Source organism: Pseudomonas sp. Os17 (assembly GCF_001547895.1).
GTDB lineage: Bacteria > Pseudomonadota > Gammaproteobacteria > Pseudomonadales > Pseudomonadaceae > Aquipseudomonas.
Genome location: NZ_AP014627.1, coordinates 3,436,905 through 3,454,986, shown reverse-complemented (window position 1 = coordinate 3,454,986; position 18,082 = coordinate 3,436,905). Strand labels below are relative to the sequence as shown.

19 protein-coding genes are annotated in these 18,082 nt (G+C 66.3%); 6 read left to right on the top strand and 13 right to left on the bottom strand.

Annotated features, from left to right (window positions below; genetic code table 11):
* Window positions 1-2: 2 nt before the first annotated feature.
* Complete coding sequence (gene arnB, locus POS17_RS15055; RefSeq protein ID WP_060839305.1) at window positions 3-1,142, bottom strand: UDP-4-amino-4-deoxy-L-arabinose aminotransferase; 1,140 nt, start codon at window positions 1,140-1,142, stop codon at window positions 3-5.
* Between the two features lie 459 nt (window positions 1,143-1,601).
* Here arnB and POS17_RS15050 point away from each other — a divergent pair, with 459 nt between their 5' ends.
* A complete protein-coding gene (locus POS17_RS15050; protein ID WP_060839304.1) occupies window positions 1,602-2,528 on the top strand; it encodes a site-specific integrase in 927 nt (308 codons plus the stop codon).
* A gap of 11 nt (window positions 2,529-2,539) precedes the next feature.
* On the opposite strand, the gene POS17_RS15045 is transcribed toward POS17_RS15050, so the two are convergent.
* Genes POS17_RS15045 through POS17_RS15035 form a run of 3 tightly spaced genes read right to left on the bottom strand, consistent with a single transcriptional unit; the run spans window position 2,540 to window position 6,255 of the window.
* Window positions 2,540-3,637, bottom strand: a complete 1,098-nt coding sequence (locus POS17_RS15045; RefSeq protein ID WP_060839303.1) for an ABC transporter ATP-binding protein — start codon at window positions 3,635-3,637, stop codon at window positions 2,540-2,542.
* Complete coding sequence (locus tag POS17_RS15040) at window positions 3,634-5,238, bottom strand: ABC transporter permease (RefSeq protein WP_060839302.1); 1,605 nt, start codon at window positions 5,236-5,238, stop codon at window positions 3,634-3,636. Before POS17_RS15040 ends, POS17_RS15045 begins: the two co-directional genes overlap by 4 nt.
* Before the next feature lie 3 nt (window positions 5,239-5,241).
* The gene (locus POS17_RS15035; RefSeq protein ID WP_060839301.1) at window positions 5,242-6,255 is read right to left on the bottom strand and encodes an iron ABC transporter substrate-binding protein; all 1,014 of its coding nucleotides are present in this window, start codon (window positions 6,253-6,255) and stop codon (window positions 5,242-5,244) included.
* Window positions 6,256-6,605: 350 nt separating this feature from the next.
* Between POS17_RS15035 and POS17_RS15030 the strand changes: the two genes are divergently transcribed.
* On the top strand, window positions 6,606-7,061 hold the full coding sequence (locus tag POS17_RS15030; RefSeq protein ID WP_042941648.1) for a glucosaminidase domain-containing protein: 456 nt from the start codon (window positions 6,606-6,608) through the stop codon (window positions 7,059-7,061).
* Window positions 7,055-7,525, top strand: a complete 471-nt coding sequence (locus POS17_RS15025) for a hypothetical protein (protein ID WP_060839299.1) — start codon at window positions 7,055-7,057, stop codon at window positions 7,523-7,525. The genes POS17_RS15030 and POS17_RS15025 overlap by 7 nt, the downstream gene beginning before the upstream one ends.
* A gap of 53 nt (window positions 7,526-7,578) precedes the next feature.
* Here POS17_RS15025 and POS17_RS15020 read toward each other — a convergent pair whose 3' ends face one another.
* From POS17_RS15020 to POS17_RS15000, 5 genes are all read right to left on the bottom strand, one after another.
* Window positions 7,579-7,890, bottom strand: coding sequence for a hypothetical protein (locus POS17_RS15020; protein WP_060839298.1), 312 nt, complete (start codon window positions 7,888-7,890; stop codon window positions 7,579-7,581).
* Entirely contained in the window at window positions 7,887-8,597 is a 711-nt protein-coding gene (locus POS17_RS15015; protein WP_082729871.1) for an AzlC family ABC transporter permease, read from the bottom strand. The genes POS17_RS15020 and POS17_RS15015 overlap by 4 nt, the downstream gene beginning before the upstream one ends.
* 143 nt (window positions 8,598-8,740) lie before the next feature.
* On the bottom strand, window positions 8,741-9,190 hold the full coding sequence (locus tag POS17_RS15010; protein ID WP_231979055.1) for a sn-glycerol-3-phosphate transporter: 450 nt from the start codon (window positions 9,188-9,190) through the stop codon (window positions 8,741-8,743).
* 137 nt (window positions 9,191-9,327) lie between these two features.
* The gene (locus POS17_RS15005; RefSeq protein ID WP_060839296.1) at window positions 9,328-10,806 is read right to left on the bottom strand and encodes an alpha/beta hydrolase; all 1,479 of its coding nucleotides are present in this window, start codon (window positions 10,804-10,806) and stop codon (window positions 9,328-9,330) included.
* A complete protein-coding gene (locus POS17_RS15000) occupies window positions 10,803-11,480 on the bottom strand; it encodes a helix-turn-helix transcriptional regulator (protein WP_060839295.1) in 678 nt (225 codons plus the stop codon). Before POS17_RS15000 ends, POS17_RS15005 begins: the two co-directional genes overlap by 4 nt.
* A 214-nt stretch (window positions 11,481-11,694) precedes the next feature.
* Between POS17_RS15000 and POS17_RS14995 the strand changes: the two genes are divergently transcribed.
* From POS17_RS14995 to POS17_RS14985, 3 genes are all read left to right on the top strand, one after another.
* Window positions 11,695-13,110, top strand: a complete 1,416-nt coding sequence (locus POS17_RS14995) for an MFS transporter (RefSeq protein ID WP_060839294.1) — start codon at window positions 11,695-11,697, stop codon at window positions 13,108-13,110.
* Window positions 13,111-13,146: 36 nt separating this feature from the next.
* Window positions 13,147-14,487 (top strand): DUF6687 family protein, encoded by a 1,341-nt coding sequence (locus POS17_RS14990; protein WP_060839293.1) that lies wholly within the window; start codon window positions 13,147-13,149, stop codon window positions 14,485-14,487.
* A gap of 80 nt (window positions 14,488-14,567) precedes the next feature.
* On the top strand, window positions 14,568-15,191 hold the full coding sequence (locus POS17_RS14985; RefSeq protein WP_060839292.1) for a class I SAM-dependent methyltransferase: 624 nt from the start codon (window positions 14,568-14,570) through the stop codon (window positions 15,189-15,191).
* Between the two features lie 40 nt (window positions 15,192-15,231).
* On the opposite strand, the gene POS17_RS14980 is transcribed toward POS17_RS14985, so the two are convergent.
* The 4 genes from POS17_RS14980 to POS17_RS14965 all read right to left on the bottom strand — a co-directional run bounded on the left by POS17_RS14980 (window position 15,232) and on the right by POS17_RS14965 (window position 18,046).
* Window positions 15,232-15,711, bottom strand: coding sequence for a copper chaperone PCu(A)C (locus POS17_RS14980; protein ID WP_060839291.1), 480 nt, complete (start codon window positions 15,709-15,711; stop codon window positions 15,232-15,234).
* Window positions 15,711-16,316, bottom strand: coding sequence for an SCO family protein (locus tag POS17_RS14975; RefSeq protein WP_042941277.1), 606 nt, complete (start codon window positions 16,314-16,316; stop codon window positions 15,711-15,713). Before POS17_RS14975 ends, POS17_RS14980 begins: the two co-directional genes overlap by 1 nt.
* Window positions 16,317-16,516: 200 nt before the next feature.
* Window positions 16,517-17,155, bottom strand: a complete 639-nt coding sequence (locus POS17_RS14970; protein ID WP_060839290.1) for a LysE family translocator — start codon at window positions 17,153-17,155, stop codon at window positions 16,517-16,519.
* A gap of 81 nt (window positions 17,156-17,236) precedes the next feature.
* Window positions 17,237-18,046: a helix-turn-helix transcriptional regulator gene (locus POS17_RS14965; protein ID WP_060839289.1), complete on the bottom strand. Its 810-nt coding sequence runs from the start codon at window positions 18,044-18,046 to the stop codon at window positions 17,237-17,239.
* Window positions 18,047-18,082 lie beyond the last annotated feature (36 nt).

Here is an 18,082-nt window from a genome sequence, read left to right as displayed (position 1 = left end):
CTTCAGTCCAGGAGGTTTTCAATGGCACCGGCAACCCGTTCGACATCGTCGAGGGTCATGTCCGGAAACAGTGGAATCGAGCATAGCCGCGCCGAATTCCATTCGGTATGGGGCAGGTGCACTTCAGGGAAGCGCTGTCGGTAATAGGTATGCAGGTGCGTCGCGATGAAGTGGATGCCGGTGCCGATGTTCTGCTCCTGCAGGCCCTTCATGAAGGCGTCGCGGTCCAGGCCGCAGCGCTCGGCGTCGATGCGCAGGATGAACAGGTGCCAGGCATGCTGTTGCGGGTACTGGGGCAGGTGCAGAGGTTGCACCGGCAGGCCTGCGAGGCGCTCCAGGTAAGCCTTGGCCAGCACTTCGCGCTTGGCGTTGATCTCGTCCAGGCGCTGCAGCTGCACCAGGGCAATGGCGGCGTTCATGTCCGCCAGGTTGTACTTGAAGCCGGGTTCGATCACCTGGGCCTGGGGCTTGCGCCCGTGGGTCAGGCGGTCGTAGGCGTCCACCCCCAGGCCGTGGAACTTGAGCATGCGCACCCGGTTGGCCAGGGCTTCGTCATCGCTGACGAACATCGCGCCCTCGGCGCAGGTCATGTTCTTGATCGCGTGGAAGGAGAAGATCGCCGTGCCCCGCGCGCCGATGGCGCGTCCGCGGTAGGTGGTGCCGGCGGCGTGGGCGGCGTCTTCGATCACCGGGATGCCGTGCCTGTCCGCCAGGGCATACAGCGGATCCAGGTCGAAGGCGGCGCCGGCGTAATGCACCGGAATGATCGCCTTGGTCCGTGGGGTGATGGCCGCTTCAATGCGGGCCGCATCACTCATCAGGGTGTCGGGATCGACATCGACGAACACCGGGGTCGCCCCCAGCAGGCAGATCATGTTGGCGGTGGAAACCCAGGTCTGGGACGGGGTGATCACTTCGTCGCCAGGACCGATGCCCAGGGCCAGCAGGGTGATGTGCATGGCGCCGGTGGCCGAGGACAGGGCCACGGCATGTCGGGCGCCGACGCGTTCGGCGAAGTGTTGTTCCAGTTCCTGGTTTTTCGGGCCGGTGGTGATCCAGCCGGAGCGCAGAACCTGCTCCACTGCAGCTATCTCTTCGTCGCCAATACTCGGACGCGAGAAGGGAAGGAAAGCCTGGTTCATGGTTACCTCGGGTTTAGCTGATGCCGGAAATACGGGGTCTTGCGAGTGAACGGACGGTTCATGGAAAGCGGGGAGGTCATGCAGTCATTGAGGCACATCCAGTCATTGAGCCAGCGGGGCATTCCATGCAGCACATGAGTAAAGACTATGTTTGTGAAAAGTAAATGTGGATCAAGGTGTTATCTTTGCAACCTGAGAAAAAGCTGCACTCGGAGGGCGAGCCGTCGGGGGCTGAGATTAAGCGGAAAAATGTGAAACGAATATGAAAAATAAGGTAAAAGTCCGTTTTTCTGCGAGCCAGACAGCCAGCGTTCAGTTTATGTGCAAGGGCGGCAATCAACTGAGTGCGGGCCATTGTTTTAGCCGGTTTTCGGCGGCTGTTGAAGAGGGTAGCCGCAGACTTTTTTCTCCTGGTTCAGGGTGCTACCCGGTGCAACCCGCTCCCTGGGGACGACCCTGATGTCGTCCGTACCTGGCGCTTGCAGCGCCAACCCCCTCAGCCTGTACCTGACCCGCCTGGCCCCCTCCAGCCAGGCCACCCTGCGCTACGTGCTGCAGGACGCCGCCGACCGCCTGGGCTATGAAGACCTCAACCTGGAGGACATCCCCTGGCACCAGCTGCAGCCCGAGCAGGTCACGGCCCTGGTGGCGACCTTGCGCCGCGACGGTTACGCCCCCAGCACGTCCTCGCTCTACGTCAACGCCCTGCGCGGGGTGTTGAACGAAGCCTGGCGCGCCAGCCTGATCAGCCACGACCACCTGCTCAAGATGCGCTCGGTGAAGGCCATGGGCGGTACGCGCCTGTCCCGGGGGCGCAACCTCAGGCGCGGGCTGATCCAGGAACTGATGGCCGTCTGTGCCGCCGACCCGCGCCCCCAGGGCGTGCGCGACGCGGCGATCATCGCCGTGCTCTACGGCTCGGGCATGCGCAAGTCGGAGTCGGTGAACCTGGATCTGGCCCAGGTCGACTTCGCCCAGCGCAGCCTGCAGGTGCTGGCCAAGGGCAACAAGCAACTGATCAAGTACGCGCCGACCTGGGCCTTCGACAAGCTCCAGGCCTGGCTGGACCTGCGTCGCGCAGACTTGCCGGCGGGCCTTGAGGACGACGGCTTTCTGTTCAACCGGATCCGCCGCGGCGGTCATATCACCCGCGAGCGCATCACCAAGCACGCCATCTACTACATCGCCCGGCAGCGCGGCGCCCAGGTCGGCGTGCAGATCATGCCCCACGATTTCCGCCGCTCATTCATCACCCGAGTGATCGAGGAACACGACCTGTCGATTGCCCAGAAGCTGGCTCACCACACCAACATCCAGACCACCGCCAGCTATGACATGCGCGACGACAATGAGCGGCGCCGGGCCATCGATCGCTTCGACCTGTGAGCCACATCCGGTCATGGCCCCGCCGGCGCCGGTCGCCGCCCGCAGAGGTCCCGGGAGTCCAGCACGTGGGCCTGGCCCTGGGTGGTGATCCAGACCCGGCTGCCGGGGGCCGGGGCCTGTAGACCGCCAGCCGGCACCGGCAGCAGCTGCTGGCTGCCGTCGGCGGTGGTGATGGCGACGCTCAAGGTGCAGTGGTTGCCGGCAAAATCCCAGTCCCTGACCACCCCGGCGCAGCCCGGTGTCGCACCGCTGTGCGCGCCGCCGGCGGTCCATTGCAGTTGCTCGGGGCGCAGGATGATCTGCGCCGGGCCCTGGCGCGCCGGATCGGCAATCGGCACCAGCCCCAGGTCGCAGTGGGCCAGACCCTGCTCCAGGCGGGCCGGCAGCACCACCGCGTCGCCGAGGAACAGCGCGGTCTGGGCATCCCTGGGATGCCGGTACAGTTCCAGCGGCGGCCCGCTCTGCACCAGATGCCCCTGGCGCATCACCGCCAACTGGTCGGCAAAGGACAGGGCTTCGGCCTGGTCATGGGTCACCAGGATGGTGGTGATGCCGGCATCCGCCAGCAGGCGGGCCACGGTCTTGCGCATCGAGGCCCGCAGGCCGGTGTCCAGGGCCGAGAAAGGCTCGTCCAGCAGCATCAGCCGCGGGCGCTGGGCCAGGGCGCGGGCCAGGGCGACCCGTTGCTGCTGGCCGCCGGACAGTTCATGGGGCCAGCGCGTGCCCATGGCCGGATCCAGGGCCACCATGTCGAGCAATTCGTCGATGCGCGTCTGTTTGGCCGCCATCTTGCCCGGCAGGCCGAAACCGATATTGGCCGCCACGTTCATGTGCGGGAACAAGGCGCCGTCCTGGGGCACGTAACCGATCAGGCGCTGATGGGCCGGCAGGGCGCCCTCGTCATCCACCAGGACCTGGCCATTGAGGCTGATGCGGCCGCGGTCGGGAAATTCGAAACCGGCGATCATCCGCAGCAGGGTGGTCTTGCCCGAGCCGGAAGGCCCGACAATCGCCGTGCGACTGCCGGCGGGCAGGTTCAGGCTGACGTCGTGCACCGCCGTCACAGTGCCGTAGGACTTGTGCAGTTGCTGGAGTTCAAGGCTGTTCATCGGCCCGCCGTGCGTCTGGATTGATGGTAGAGAAGGCCGGTCAACGGCAGTGAGATCAGGATCATGAGCAAGGCATAGGGCGCGGCAGCGGCGTAGTCGATTTCGCTGGTCCGGGCCCAGAACGCGCTGGCCAGGGTCCGGGTGCCATTGGGGGCCAGCAACAGGGTGGCGGTCAGCTCATTGCTGATGGCCAGAAACACCAGGGCCGCACCGGCCGCAGCCCCGGGGGCCACCAGGCGCAGGGTGACCCGCCACAGGGCCTGCAATGGCGTGCGCCCCAGGCTGCGAGCGATATGCTCCAGCTCCACCGGTGCCTGGGCGATACCGGCCCGCAAGCTGACCAGGGCCCGGGGCAGGAACATCAACCCATAGGCCAGGAGCACCGTGAGGCTGGTCTGGTAGATCGGCCGGGCGTACCTCACCGTGACGGTCACCAGGGCCAGGGCGACGACGATTCCCGGCAGCGAACTGGCAATGTAGTTGGCGCTTTCCAGCAGCCGCAGCAGGCGCCCCGGCGCCCGGATCGACAACCAGGCCAGGGGAAACGCCGCACAGGTGGTGAGCAGGGCGCCGAGACTGGCCAGAGCCAGGGTCTGCCCCAGGCTGGGCAGCAGTTCCGGAACTTGCCAGGCTTCGCTGCCGCCGGCCAGCAACCAGTTGCCCAGGGTCAGCAGCGGCACGCCCAGGGCCAGTGCGCTGCTCAAGCCCACCAGCAACAGACCGGCGCAGCGGCCGAGGCCGGACAGGCTCTGCAGCGGCTGGGTCCGCGGGCTGCCCGAGCCGACCCGGGCGTAGCGTGCCTGCCCCCGACAGGCGGACTCGGCACTGAGCAACACCAGGCAGCACACCACCAGGACCCCCGCCAGCATGTTCGCCGCCGGCCCGTTGTAGGTGGACTGGAACTGGTCGTAGATGGCCGTGGTGAAGGTGTCGAAGCGGATCATCGCGTACAGGCCGTACTCCGCCAGCAGGTGCAGGCCCACCAGCAGCGCGCCACCGGCGATGGCCAGGCGCAATTGCGGCAGCACCACCCGCAAGAACTGCGCCCGAGGCCTGAGCCCAAGGGATTGGGCGACGTCTTCGAGGGCCGGATCGAGGCGGCGCAGGGTGGCGGCTACCGGCAGATAGACGAAGGGGCAATAGGCGATCACCGACACCAGCACCGCCGCGGGCAACCCGTGCAAGGCCGGCAGCAGGCTGACCCAGGCGTAGCTGTGGACGAACGCCGGCACCGCCATGGGCGCCACCGCCAGCGCCGCCCAGGCCCGCCTTCCGGGCAGATCGCTGCGCTCGGTGAGCCAGGCCAGGGCCACCCCCAGCAGCACGCACAGCGGCAGGGTCAGGAGCAGCAACAGCAGGGTGTTGAACAACAGCTCCGCGACCCGGGGCCGCAGCACCAGCTCGGCGATGCCGGCCCAACCGGTCTGGATCGACACCGCGACGACGAACCCCAGGGGCACCAGGGCCAGCAACGACACCAGCAGCGCAGCCCCCAGCAGCCAGGGCGCGCTGGCGCGGTCGCGGCGACGCTGGCGCAGTCGCACCGCGGGCAGGCGGGCGGCGCCGTCGATGCCCTCGACCTGTGACAGATGGTCAGCCATGGATTACAGCAGACCGGCCTGGGTCATCAGGTCCACCGCCTTTTTGCTGTTGAGCCTGGCGGCATCCACCTGGGGCGCCTCCAGTTCGGCCAGCGGCACCAGGGCCGGGTTGGAGGCCGCGCCCTTGCCCACGGCGTACTCGTATGAGTGACCGGTCCGGAGCACCGCCTGGCCGTGTTCGCCGGTGATCCACTTGAGGAACGCCTGGGCCTGTTGCGGGTGCTTGCTGCTGGCCAGCACGGCGCCGCCGGAAAGGCTGACGAAGGCCCCCGGATCCTGATGCTTGAAGTAGTGCAGGGCGGTGTTCTTGCTGTTCTCGCCGGTCTTGGACTGGTCGACGAAGCTGTAGTAGTGATAGATCACGCCGCTGTCCACCTGACCGGCATTGACCGCCTTGAGCACCGCGCTGTTGCCGCGATAGACGCTGGCATTGGCCTTGATGCCCTTGAGCCATTCCAGGGTCGCGGCTTCGCCCTTGAGTTCCAGTACCGCGCTGACAATGGCCTGGAAGTCGGCCCCGGCAGGAGATGCGGCCCAGCGGCCTTTCCAGGCGGGCGCCGCCAGATCCAGCAGGGATTTGGGCAGGTCGCCCGGGCCGAGCTTGGCCGGGTTGTAGACGAACACCGTGGAGCGCGCCGCAATTCCCACCCAGTTGCCATGGACCGGCTGATAGGCAGCGGCCACCTGTTCCAGGGTGCCTGGGGCCACTTTGGCGAGCAGCCCGGCGTTGTCCACCAAGGCCATGGCCGGGGAGTTCTCGGTGAGGAACACATCCGCCGCCGACGCGTTGCCTTCCTGCACCAGCTGGTTGCCCATCTCGCTGTCATCGCCGTTGCGCAGGGTGACCTTGATCCCGGTTTCCCGGGTGAAGCCTTCCACCCAGGCCTTGGTCAGCCCCTCGTGCTGGGCGTTGTAGACCAGGATGCCGTCGGCGTCGGCGGCGCGGGCCTGCCCGATGGCCAGCAAGGCGGCGCTGAGCAGGGCGGTGTTGAACAGCGAAGAGGGCGTGAGGGTCATGCTGGGGGCAGCTCCTGGGGTGTTGTTTTTGTCAGGCGTCGAACCGGGCGGTTCGAGGCGCCAGAGAAGGCATCGCGAATCGGCTGAACAATAGGAATCATTTGCATATGAAGTCGCCGGCAATGTAGAGCGGCAAATCAGAAAAAAACGTCAAATTTATGGTGAATTCCCGTGATGACGGCATTTGCCCGCGGTCCGCGGTCGGCTGCCGCCGCCCAGTGTGTGATGACGCCCACAGACCTGGGCCAGGCGCTGCAAGAAGTCCCGGGCAAGTGCCCGGGATTGATTTACAATCGGCGCCGCAGCACCTGCTGGAAATGGAATTGACCGGTCAACCGAGGGAAGCAATCTTGAGCGCCAAACTGTGCAACAACATCAATGCCGTCACCTTTGTCAGTAAATACAAGGCGGCCTGCCAGCCGATCGCCGACCAACTGGACCTGCCGGTGGAAAACATCCTCGGCCTGGCGGCTCAGGAGAGCCAGTACGGGGCGGGGCGGATCGCGCGGGAACTGAACAACTACTTCTCCATGCACGCACCGGCGCCCTTGCAGATCAGCGCCGAATCGGCCCAGGGCAGCGCCAGCGTCAAGGTGGCGAAGTTCGACTCCTTCCAGAAATCCGCCCAGTCCTTCGCCTTGCGCTATGGCGCCTCGGTGCGCGGCAAGCGCGAGCCCATGGAGTTCGCCCAGGCCCTGGTGCGCAGCGGCTACAACAGTGGCGATGCGGCCACCGGCGGGCGCAATGGTTTTGCCGACTACCTGGCAAAGATCATCCTCTCGGTCAGGGGGCGTCTGGCGTGCTGAACAACGATCGCCGTTCCTGGCTGCTGGGCCTGACCCTGGCGTGCACCACCCTGGTCGCCTGCGCCGGCGGCGCCCTGTCGCCGGCTCAGGTCAAGGCCACGGGCCTGACCCGCGAACAGGCTCAGGCAGTGCTGCTGGTGGCCCTCAGGCATCAGGACTATCAACTGGACAAACCCGGGGTGTTCGTCGACGGCGATCTGCAGGATGAGCACGGCCAGCCGCCCCATCCGGGGTACTTCGACTTCAGCCTCGGCTACAACGACCCCAAGGCCGGCGCCACCGAGTACTGGGGGCTGTTCTCGGTGAGCATCGCCACCGGCGATGTCTGGGAGACCAACCTGTGCAAGCGCCTGGACGGTACTGAACTGCAAACCCTGCAAGGGCAGATCATGGCCCGCACCAGCAAGTCCCTGAAGGACGAGCAGGCGCAGCGTCAGGGGCTGGGCTGCGACGAAGGGCAATAGAACGACAGCGGCCGCCCCGGGGCTGGGCCAGGAGCCCCGGGGCGCGGCATGCGCTATCCGGGCAGTTGCAGCAGGGCCGCATACGCCGCGGTGCCGATGGCCGCGGTGGCGATCAGGCCCAGGCTGCCACCCAGGGCGATGGCCCCGACGATCAGCAGAGAGCCGGCCGCGGCCCAAGGCTCGCGGCCGATTTCGCCGTAGGCGATGTACACCGCGAAATTGATGAAAACCGCCACGGGCAGCTCCTCTTGCAGGCAGCGTTGCAGGCCCGGTCGCAGGCGAAGGGTGACGAAGGCCGGAATGATGCGCACCAGGCAACTGGTGGCGAACAGCGCGGCAATGGTGACCCAGCTCCCATGACTCATGATCGGGCCCAGACCAGGAGCACGCTGGTGGCCAGTACGCTGGGGATCCAGAAGTACAGGGTACCCAGCAGGCGGATCAGCGCCAGGCTCAGGGCCACACACAGCGCCAGGCGCACCAGGATTGCCAGACGCCGCCCGGGGAGCCCCGCCAGGCGCCGGCGCAGTTGGCTCAGCGCCAGGTACATCAACACCACACTGGCGGGGTAGCCGAGATTGAGCTCGGCGCCGACCCAATGCGCGGGCAGCGCGCGCCCCAAACAGGCCCCGAGTACCCCGGACAGGACCCAGGTGAGGAAAATCGTTGCCCGGATCATCAGCACCGCGGCCGGGCTGTCTCCCGGGGTCTCGGTGGCGTAGGCCTCGTCCCCCAGCAGATGGGCCGCCGCGGCCTTGGGCAGCCACCGGCGCGGCAGCCGCGCCGACGAGGCGAAGGCCATCGGCAGGTAGCGGCTGTTGAGCGAGGCGGTCAGCAGCAACAGGGTGAAGAACCCGGCGCCGGATTGGGCCAGGGGCAGGGCGGCAAACTGGCCGCTGCCGGTGAACCCCAGCAGGCCCACCAGGGCCACCTCCAGCAACGACCAGTCGGCGCGGGCCGCCAGTACGCCAAACAGCATGCTGACCGGAACAATGGCCAGGGCCGTCGGCGCGACCCGGCGCCAGAGCTCGAGCCGGCCGGTCAATAACTCTGGCTGTGATTGCTGCTGCATGAATACCTTGCCCTCTCGGATTGACGCCATGCCGGGCGCGTCAAGGCGCCGGCCATCAGGCTTCGAGATTCTGGGCAAGGGCTGGAGGAACGTCTTGAACGATTGTGCGACTTTGCCGGGCCAATCCCTGGGCCCGGCGGGTGTCAGTAGCGGTAGCCGACGTTGACCATCACCGCTGCGGCTCCCAGTATCACCAGCTCGGTGCCTACCGGGCCGTAATGCATGCCGACTGCCGGAATCAGCACCGGCGCCACGCCGAAGTGGTTCAGCGGAATCTTGTCCTTGTAGTCGCCCTTGTAGCCCTGGATCAGGCCGCCGCTGAGCTTGGCGTAGACCGGCCAGTCGGCGCTCTCCCAGGCCTTGCCGACGTAGGCGTAGTAGGAGCGCTGGGAGAAGGAGTTGCGAAAGGTGCTCAGGCCCCAGAGTTTTCCGCTGGCGTAGTTGCGCTCCAGGCCGATCAGGTCCTGATGGTTGTTGTGGTCCGGATCGTTGCTCCAGTGGTTGGTGTAGACGCTGGTCTGCAAGTACCAGAAGTCCCCTTGCTGATCGGCCTGCGCGCTCTGGGCGGCGACCAGCAGCGCCGCGCTGGCCATGGCCCGACGCAGCGCAAGGGAGAGGCCGGTCGCCCGGCTTTGAAACAGTGTCTTCATTGCGATTCCCTGCCATCGCGGCAGTTGTGCCCCCTCGGAAATCAAGGGGGCAGAGGACGGTGACGCTAACACCCGCCCATTCAGGGGATCAATGACGGAACTGTTGCTTGATCTATATCCGACTCGATGCGCCGGATCAGATAGGGGTAGAACGGGTTGGACGTCAGACGCATCAGCTCGTCCATGGGCACCACCAGCACGGCGCGTTCGCCCCGGGCCGCGAGGCTGCCCAGGTGCAGGCCGAAGTCTTCGCCGGGATCGGGTTGGCTGCCGTACAGGCTGTCGCTGACGGGGAATGGCAGGGCCACGTGGGACAGGGAAAACACCCCCGCCGGGAAGGCCAGGTCCAGGGGCCGGCGCTGGCTGTCCAGGCTCAGGGCCGCGGTGCCCAGTTCTTCCAGGTGGTGCGACGGGCTCTCGGCGTTGCTCAGGATCCGCGTGCTGTAGTTGCGCGGCGGCGCCGGCAGCAGGCTGGCCAGGGAGGTGAGGCTGGACGGGTCCAGCAGGCCGTCGAAGTCGCTGGTGCGGTTCAGATCGAAGATCACCAGTTCGCTGCCGTTGGCCGGGAGCCGGCGGAACAGGCCGTTCACCACCGCCGGCGTGCTGACCGTGGCGTCGGTCAGGGACTGGAAGGCGAGGATCGGCGGCAGTTGCTGGAACCGCGGATCGCCCGCCAGGGCTTGCAGCTGGCCTTGCAGGGCGTCGGTCAGCAGCCATGACTGACGCGCGCCATTGACCGGAAACGAGTTGTACTTGAACGGGTTGTATTCCGGGCGCAGGTTCAGCCAGGCGGCCTTGCTGAAGGCTGGAAACACCGCGGGCCAGGCGGCCAGCCCGGCAAAGCGCGCCGACGACGCCACGCCGATCATCGGTGAAATCAGCACCAGGCGCTGGGCCTGTGGCAGTTGCGGATCGCCGAGGGCGTCCAGGGCGTACTTGACCGCCAGGGCGCCACCGTTGGAGTAGCCGACGATGTGCAGGGGCGCAGGTGCCGGCACTTCGGCCCGCGCCGTGCGCAGGGCCAGGCGGGTCGCCGCCAGCCAGTCCTGCCACTGCACCTCGGTCAGGCCGGCGGGCACCGTGCCGTGACCGGGCAGGCGCAGGCCGATGGCCAGGTAGCCGTGGGCAACGTAGCGCCGGGCAATGTGCCGCAGGCTGTAGGGCGAGTCGGTCAGCCCGTGCAGCAGCACCACCACGCCCCGGGGCGGACCCTGGGGGCGCAGCAGGTAGGAGCGGTTCCAGTCGGTGGCGAAGTGCGGCGGGTAGACCCGGCTGTCCTTGCGGTAACGGTTGAAGGGCGGCACCTGGGATGGATCGAGGGTGTCGCTGACCTCGCGCTCGACTTCGGCGAACACCCGCCCCTCGGCCTGCAGCCAGGTTGCCCAGTCGGCCCGATCGATCTGCTCGACGCTCAATTCGTGGGGCACCCGCAGGTGCCAGGGTTGCAGCGCCGGACCCCGCTCGCTGTCGTAGGCGCGCCAGGCCAGCAGGGTGAATGCGGCAACGCCGAAGATCAGCGCGCCACGCTTGAGCAGGCGCGACAGGGTCGGGGCGATCACGGGCGGGGACTCGGTTGGAGGGCGCTGATGCGATAAACGCAGCGTCGACCGCCAGTGATCAGGTGCTCCACGCGCTGCACCTGGCCAAGGTCGCCAATGGCGGCCTGGAACACTTGCAGTTCGGAGCGGCAGAAGCCCTGGCACTGCTGGGCCGCGACACAGATCGGACAGTGACTCTCGATCAACAGCCAGCTCTCGCCGTCGGCCTCGACACTGGCCATGTAGCCGGCGACTTCACGGATTTGCGCCAGGGCCCGGACCCGTTCTTCCAGGGTCGGTAGCGGGGCGCAGACGTCGAGGTACTGCGCGGTGTTGACCCGCTCCATATCAGTGACGATGCGTTCCACACCGTCGGCCCCATAGACCGCGCGAATCGAATCGATCAGTTGCAGGGTCAGGTGGGCATGGGTGTCGGGAAAACGGGCCTGGGCCTGCTCGGTCAACACCCATTTCTGTGACGGACGCCCGGCGCCCTGGGCCGGCATCATCTGCCCGGCGATCAGTTCAGCGTCCAGCAGCTTCTGTAGCTGCTGGCGGGTGGCTTCCAGGGACACCTTGAGCAGCGGGGCCAGGTCGGCGGTTTTCAAGGGGCCGCGGGTTTTCAGCAGAAACAGAATTCGCTCGGCGGTGGCTCCGGGGTTCTTCTTCTCGGCAGGGGAGGATATCGAGGACATGCTGGGCCATTAACCAATGCGCAAGTGGGGTATCAAGGGTGTGCAGGACGCTGCCAACCGCGCAAGCATAACAGGCTCCGGTCAAGGAGCCCGGCGATTGTCGCGCTTTGAGCGGCGGATTGGGCAAGAAAGCGAGGCAATGAAAAATTAATTATCAAAGTAAAAGCTTGTGTAATACAGTGCGACCTTATCGAACACCCTAAGGGAGCAAGGCATGGCTTCGACAAGCGGATGGTCAGCACTGTTACTGGGCAAGAACGGACTGCGCTCGGCAGCCCTGGCCGGTGGCGTGGCGCTGCATGCAATCAATGTGTACCTGGTCACCACGCTGTTGCCTTCGGTGGTCAAGGATATCGGCGGCCTGGACTACTACGCCTGGAATACCACCTTGTTCGTGGTGGCCTCGATCATAGGTTCGGTGTTGTCCACCCGGGCCCTGGGGATACTGGGGCCGAAGCTCGCCTATGCCCTGGCCGGCCTGGTGTTCATGCTCGGTTGCGGCCTGTGTGCCCTGGCCCCGGACATGGGCTGGCTGATCTTCGGCCGCAGTGTCCAGGGCCTGGGCGGAGGGCTGCTGTTCGCCTTGCCCTACGCGATGATCCGCCTGGTGTTCGACGAGCCGCTATGGCCCCGGGCGATGGCGCTGATTTCCGCCATGTGGGGCGCGGCCACCCTGATCGGACCAGCCGTGGGCGGGGTCTTCGCCGAACACGGAGCCTGGCGTGCGGCGTTCTGGGTGCTTGTGCCCTGCACCTTGCTGTTCATGCTGCTGGCGATTGTCCTGTTACCGGGTAAAAGCCGCGAAACGGCGCCTCGCAGTCCCATTCCCGGCCTGCAGTTGGTGTTGCTGACCGCGGTGGTGCTGGCGATCTCCATTGGCAGCATCACACCTTCACCCGGGTACAACGCTCTGGGCCTGGGCGTCGGTCTGGGCCTGTTGCTGCTGGTGGTGGTGCTGGAGAACCGCTCCGGCAAACGTCTCTTGCCCCGCGACAGCCTGAAATCCGGCAGCCCCTTGCTGGCGCTGTACCTCTCCATGGCGCTGCTGGTGGTGGGCATGACCAGCGAGGTCTTTGTGCCACTGTTCCTGCAAGAGCTGCATCAGCAGACGCCCTTGCTGGCGGGTTACATCGCCGCGCTGATGGCGGCCGGCTGGACCCTGGGGGCGATCTTCAGCTCTGGCCTGAGCCCCCAGGGTGCGGCCCGGGCCATTGCCAGCGGGCCGTTTCTGGTGGTGGCCGGCCTGCTCCTGGCTTGCCTGTTCATGCCTGCCACAGCCACGCCGTTCCTGAGCCTGGGCGCGGTGTGCCTGGCCATGTTGCTGGTGGGCACAGGGATCGGCCTGGCGTGGCCCCATCTGTTGTCCCGAGTCCTGGAAAACGCGGCCGATGACCAAAAGGAGCTGGCGGGCGCTTCGATCACCACGGTGCAACTGGTGGCCACGGCCCTGGGCGCGGCGCTGGCGGGGATGATTGTCAATCTGGCCGGACTCAGCTCCACCGCCGGTGTTGCCGGTACGGCCCAGGCCGCAGCCTGGCTGTTCGGAATCTACGCCGGGGTATCGGCCCTGTTGTTTATCTGCATGCGTCAGGTCCGGCGCCACCATACCCGGGCGCTGGCCGAGGCCTGAGGCCCGCCTGACTCGTCACACTTCAAGGACATACAGATGAACAGCCTCAATACCGCTTGCCAGGAACAGGGCTTCCTTTTCGATCCGGGAGTCGCCCCATTGTTCGCGCACCTGGACCTTCGTCTGCTGGGGGGACGCGCCATCGGCATTGCCGACAATCAGTTCACCGATCTGCTCAGCGTCCTCGGCGGCCCCGGCTGCGGGGTGTGCAATGGCAACCCCCGGGACCTGCGCCGGGAGAACCTGCGCCAGTTCAGTTATCGCCTGGACGGTTCGGGCGAACTCGGGAGCGCAACGCCGGCGCCGCGGGAACTGCCCCGGCAGTTGCATCAGCGACTGGCGCCCGGAGGCGGCGAAGCGCCGCTGGAGCCTGGCTTGCAACCCTGGCGCCTGGGGCCCCACAGCCCCTATGGATTCCTGCCCCTGGGCCAGACCCACAGACGGACCAATATCTCCCTGGATTCCATCGACAATCCGGCCACCGTGCTGACCCTGTCCCATTGGCCGGCCAACAAGACCCCCAGCGCCTACAAGGCCAACCTGTCCACCACCAGCGCCCTGATCTTTCTCCAACAAGGGCTGAGGGTGGAACAGGCGCAGGTGATCACCAGCGATCATTTCGATCTTGACGGGCTGGCCTCGGTCTACGCCTTCCTGGCCCCCGAGCAGGCCCTGCGGCACCGTCAATTGCTGATCGATATCGCACGACTCGGCGACTTCACCCGGGGCACTTCGCCCCAGGCCCTGCACTGCGCCTTTACCCTGCATGCCCTGGCCGCCCGGGTGCGCAGCCACAGCCAGGGGGGCAACGACCGGCGACTCATGACGCGTTTCACCACACTGCTGCCGCAACTGGCCGATGTGCTGGATAACACCCGGCGTTACGCCGAGCTGTACGACCCGGCCATGCAGGAGCTGCAGCGCAGTACGTTGCTGGTGGAGCATGCCGCCACACGGATCGAAGAGTACCCGGACATCGATCTGGCGATCTTTCGCCTGCCTGACGGGGCATGGCAGGGCGAGGGCGGGTACTTCGGCCTGTCGCCGGTGGCGTTGCACAATCGCAGTCGCTGTGGGGTGCTGGCCATCGTCAATCAGGGGCGTATCGAAATCCGCCAGCGTTATGAAAGCTGGGTCGAGCGCAGCAGCGGCATTCCCCGGGCCCGTCGGGACCTGGCAATCTTCGCCCGGGCCTTGCAGGAAACGGAGCGCACTCCTGGGCAGTGGCTCTACGACGGGGTGCAAGCAATCATGCCGGGCCTGAGGTTTGTCGCCGACCGGCCCAGCAGCCATTCCAGCGACAAGCTGCTGGCCGAACTGCGTCAGTTCCTCGGCCAGGCCCCAGTGGCCTGGGATGCCAACGGCCAGGCCACATAACGCCTTACCGCCAACTTCGCTTTGCCTGGCGCCCTTGTGCTGTAATCCGCGGCCACCAAACAGCACAAGGAAGCCTGTGGATGCACGAATCCGCCCGTCACATCGTCGATCTGTACCAGCGTCATGCCCAGGCTTGGGACCGGGCGCGCCGGGCCAACACCCAGGCATTTCACAGCGAACAGGCCTGGTTCGAACGCTTTCGCCAGGTCATGGGGACTGATCGGCAGGTACTGGACCTGGGGTGTGGAGGTGGCGAGCCGGTGGCGCGCTATCTGGTGGAACATGGATACGCGGTCACGGGCGTCGACAGCAGCGCCGCCTTGCTGGATCAGTGTCGCCAGCGCTTTCCCGAGCAGCAGTGGATCAACGCCGACATGCGCGGTCTGGCCCTGGATCAGGACTTTGCCGGCATCCTGGCGTGGAACAGCCTGTTCCACCTGAGCCCGGACGATCAGCGCGCCATGTTCGCCGTATTCGAACGCCATGCGGCCCCGGGCTGCGCCCTGATGTTCACCAGCGGACCTGCAGCAGGGGAGGCCATCGGCGAGTTCGAAGGCGAGGCCCTGTACCACGCGAGCCTGGACCCGGGGGAATACTGCACCTTGCTCGATACCCATGGTTTCGAAGTGGTGCAGCACATCAGTGAAGATCCACAGTGTTGCGGCTTCACCGTGTGGCTGGCCCGGGCGCTGGATTACTCATAAAAAAACCGGCCCACAGGGGCCGGTTTTCATGTTTGCTGTCTCAGTGCTTCATCATGCTGTGGTCCGGCGCATCCAGCGCCCGGGCTTGGGCTTGGACCTTGATCGACTCCTTCTCGCCCTTGGCGTTTTCCACGATCAGGGTCAGCGGCACGGTGTCCCCGACCTTGATCTGGCCAGTGAGCTCCATGAGCATCACGTGGTAGCCGTGGGTGTCCAGGCTGACCTTCTTCCCGGCCGGCAGGGCGATGGCGTCCACTGGCTGCATGCTCATCACGTCGTTGTGCATGCTCGACTGATGGATCTGCACGTTCTTGGCCACGGGCGACTGCACTTCGACCAGCTTGCTGTCGCTGCTGGCGGTGAGGTCCATGAAGGCGCCGCTGGCGTGCTGGCCAGGGACGGTGGCGCGGACCCAGGCGTTGTCCACTTGGGTCGCGGCGCCGGCGGTGCCGGCCAGGCCCAGCAGAGAGATCAGCAGCAGGGCGGATTTAAGGCGCGACGGGCGCTGGTGGGCATTCATTAACAAACCTCCATGACGGTGAGCAGGTCTTCCGCGCACTCTTGGGCGTTGAGAGACTGGGACAGCCCCAGGCGCAAGGTGCCCCGGGAGTCGTAGACAAAGCTGGTGGCGGTATGGGACAGGGTGTAGGTCGAGCCGCTGGGGATCTTTTCGTAGAACACGCCAAATTCCTTGGCGGTGGCCGCGGTTTCTTCCAGGCTGCCGTACAGCGCTTCGAAGCTCGGATCGAAGGCCTTGACGTAGGCGTCCAGCACCTCGGGCGTGTCGCGCTCCGGGTCCAGGGTGATGAACACCACTTTCAGGCGCTCGCCATCGCGGCCCATCAGCTTCTTGGCCTGGGCGGCGCGGGCCAGGGTGGTGGGGCACACGGCCGGGCACTGGGTGAAGCCGAAGAAGATCATCGGCATCAGGCCGCGGTAGCTGGACAGCGACTTGGTTTCGCCTTGGGAATCGGTGAGTTTGAAGGTGCGGCCGAGAATCTGATTGCTCAGGTCCTTGCCGTACTTGAAGGACAGTCGGGGACTGTTGTCGCAACCGGCAAGCAGGCCCAGGCCGAGCACCCCGGCGCTGGTGAGCAGGGTGCGGCGAGTCAGCAAAACACTCATGAAATAACGCCCTTTGAACAGCCAGACAGGCAAAAACCCGCGCATGGTAGCAAACAGACGAAAGCAGCGGCGGGCTAATTAGACCAATGCCTGCGGCCATCGGTCGCAGGTTCGGGGCGGGTCTGGGGCTTGAGCTTTTCGGCGTGGCCATCAACGTCGCGGCAGGCCTGTGGCGGGACGCGGCCCAGAGCTTCAGCGCTTCAGTGCCGCCACAGCGTGGCGCCGATCACCAGCAACGCCAGGAGGATCAGCACCACCCCGGTGCCTCGTTCCAGCCAGGGCAGGGCCCGGGCAAAGCGCTCGCGCACTCGGCGATTGCCGATCGCCAGGGCCACCAGCACGTCCCACAGCAGCACCGCGCTGAACATCCACAGGCCATAGACCAGTTTCCAGCCGGCGCTGGTCTGCGCGCCTACCAGGGAAGCCAGGCTGACATAGAACAGCGCGTTCTTCGGATTGAGGATGCCGGAGGCAAAGCCCATGCCCAGGCCGCGCCACCAGGTGGCACGGCCCAGCGTGCGGGTCTGGCCATTGCTGTCCACCGCGGCCAGGGAGCTGGCCCCGGCGTGGCGCAGAAACAGCCAGCCCATGTACAGCAGGTAGCCGCACCCGGCCAGCTGGATCGTCAGGAACAGCGGGCTGTCGGCCCGAAACACCGAAACCCCGGCGAAAGCCAGAACGATGAATATGCCGTTGGCCAGGGCGATGCCCAGGCAGGCGCCAGTGGCCGCGCGCCAGCCGGCGGCCATGGACATGCGCGCCACCAGGAAGAAATCCGGGCCGGGAGAGAGCAGGGCAAGAAAGTGTGCGGCGGCGACCAGCAGGAACTGTTGCAGCATCGGTAAAGACTTCCAGTGACGTGATAGCCCGGAAGTCTGCGGCGCCCCAGGGGCTGCGGTATTGAAGAAAATTGCGCGGCCTCAGGCCTTGTACAGCCCCGGGGTCACGCCGACATGGGCCTTGAACACCCGCTGGAAGTGCGCCTGATCGGCGAAACCCAGGCGCTGGGCCAGGTCGGCCGAGGGTTCCCCGGCCTGCAGCGAGGTCCGGGCCTGGATGATCCGCTGGTTCAGCTGATAGGCGTGGGGCGTCATTCCGGTGGCGCCGCGAAAGGCGCGGATCAGTTGGTAGCGACTGAGGCCGGCCAGTGCTGCCAGGCGTTCCAGGGGCTGGGCCTGTTGCGCATCGTCCTGCAGGAACTGCATGACCCGATGCACCCCGGCACCGGCCCTTGCCGGGTCGGCGGCCAGGGCAATCACCGGCTGGTCGTGGAGCGGGAAGTCGCCGATGAACTCGATCAGTGCGGCTTCCTTGTCCTGCCAGCTGGCGGCGGAAAACAGCAGGTCGTTGAGTCGGCAAACCCGCTGATACAGGTGCGGATCCTGGCTCAACAGCACCTGGCACAGCGCCGTCGGCCCGTCGTGCTGCGCTTCCTGGCGCACCGCTTCGACCCAGCGCGGGTCCAGGTGCAGCATCTGGTAGCTCCAGGCGGTATCGGGCCGTGGATTGCAGGCATGGGCGCAATGGGCCGGGACCCACACCACGCTGCCGGCCTGGATCAGGGTCGGGCCCTGGGCGCCGCCGCTGAACAGGCTGACGCCACGGTCCACCACGCCGATGGACAGCGTCGGATGGCTGTGGGCCTTGTAGTTGGCGCGGCTGTCACAGGCCCGGCGGCTTTCGACGTAAGGCAGGTTCGCATCGCGCCAGAATTGCGCTGAAGAGGTCATGGCGGTTTCGCAGTGCAGGCAAAGCGGGCGGCTAGG

Excerpts from the sequence above, each read along its gene's own strand:
- POS17_RS14980 (WP_060839291.1), bottom strand. The coding sequence starts at position 15,711 with ATGAATGCCCACCAGCGCCCGTCGCGCCTTAAATCCGCCCTGCTGCTG.
- POS17_RS15000 (WP_060839295.1), bottom strand. The coding sequence starts at position 11,480 with ATGTCCTCGATATCCTCCCCTGCCGAGAAGAAGAACCCCGGAGCCACC.
- arnB (WP_060839305.1), bottom strand. The coding sequence starts at position 1,142 with ATGAACCAGGCTTTCCTTCCCTTCTCGCGTCCGAGTATTGGCGACGAA.
- POS17_RS14970 (WP_060839290.1), bottom strand. The coding sequence starts at position 17,155 with ATGCTGCAACAGTTCCTGCTGGTCGCCGCCGCACACTTTCTTGCCCTG.
- POS17_RS14975 (WP_042941277.1), bottom strand. The coding sequence starts at position 16,316 with ATGAGTGTTTTGCTGACTCGCCGCACCCTGCTCACCAGCGCCGGGGTG.
- POS17_RS15045 (WP_060839303.1), bottom strand. The coding sequence starts at position 3,637 with ATGAACAGCCTTGAACTCCAGCAACTGCACAAGTCCTACGGCACTGTG.
- POS17_RS15015 (WP_082729871.1), bottom strand. The coding sequence starts at position 8,597 with ATGCAGCAGCAATCACAGCCAGAGTTATTGACCGGCCGGCTCGAGCTC.
- POS17_RS14995 (WP_060839294.1), top strand. The coding sequence starts at position 11,695 with ATGGCTTCGACAAGCGGATGGTCAGCACTGTTACTGGGCAAGAACGGA.
- POS17_RS15050 (WP_060839304.1), top strand. The coding sequence starts at position 1,602 with ATGTCGTCCGTACCTGGCGCTTGCAGCGCCAACCCCCTCAGCCTGTAC.
- POS17_RS15035 (WP_060839301.1), bottom strand. The coding sequence starts at position 6,255 with ATGACCCTCACGCCCTCTTCGCTGTTCAACACCGCCCTGCTCAGCGCC.
- POS17_RS15020 (WP_060839298.1), bottom strand. The coding sequence starts at position 7,890 with ATGAGTCATGGGAGCTGGGTCACCATTGCCGCGCTGTTCGCCACCAGT.
- POS17_RS14965 (WP_060839289.1), bottom strand. The coding sequence starts at position 18,046 with ATGACCTCTTCAGCGCAATTCTGGCGCGATGCGAACCTGCCTTACGTC.
- POS17_RS14990 (WP_060839293.1), top strand. The coding sequence starts at position 13,147 with ATGAACAGCCTCAATACCGCTTGCCAGGAACAGGGCTTCCTTTTCGAT.
- POS17_RS15010 (WP_231979055.1), bottom strand. The coding sequence starts at position 9,190 with ATGGCCAGCGCGGCGCTGCTGGTCGCCGCCCAGAGCGCGCAGGCCGAT.
- POS17_RS14985 (WP_060839292.1), top strand. The coding sequence starts at position 14,568 with ATGCACGAATCCGCCCGTCACATCGTCGATCTGTACCAGCGTCATGCC.
- POS17_RS15040 (WP_060839302.1), bottom strand. The coding sequence starts at position 5,238 with ATGGCTGACCATCTGTCACAGGTCGAGGGCATCGACGGCGCCGCCCGC.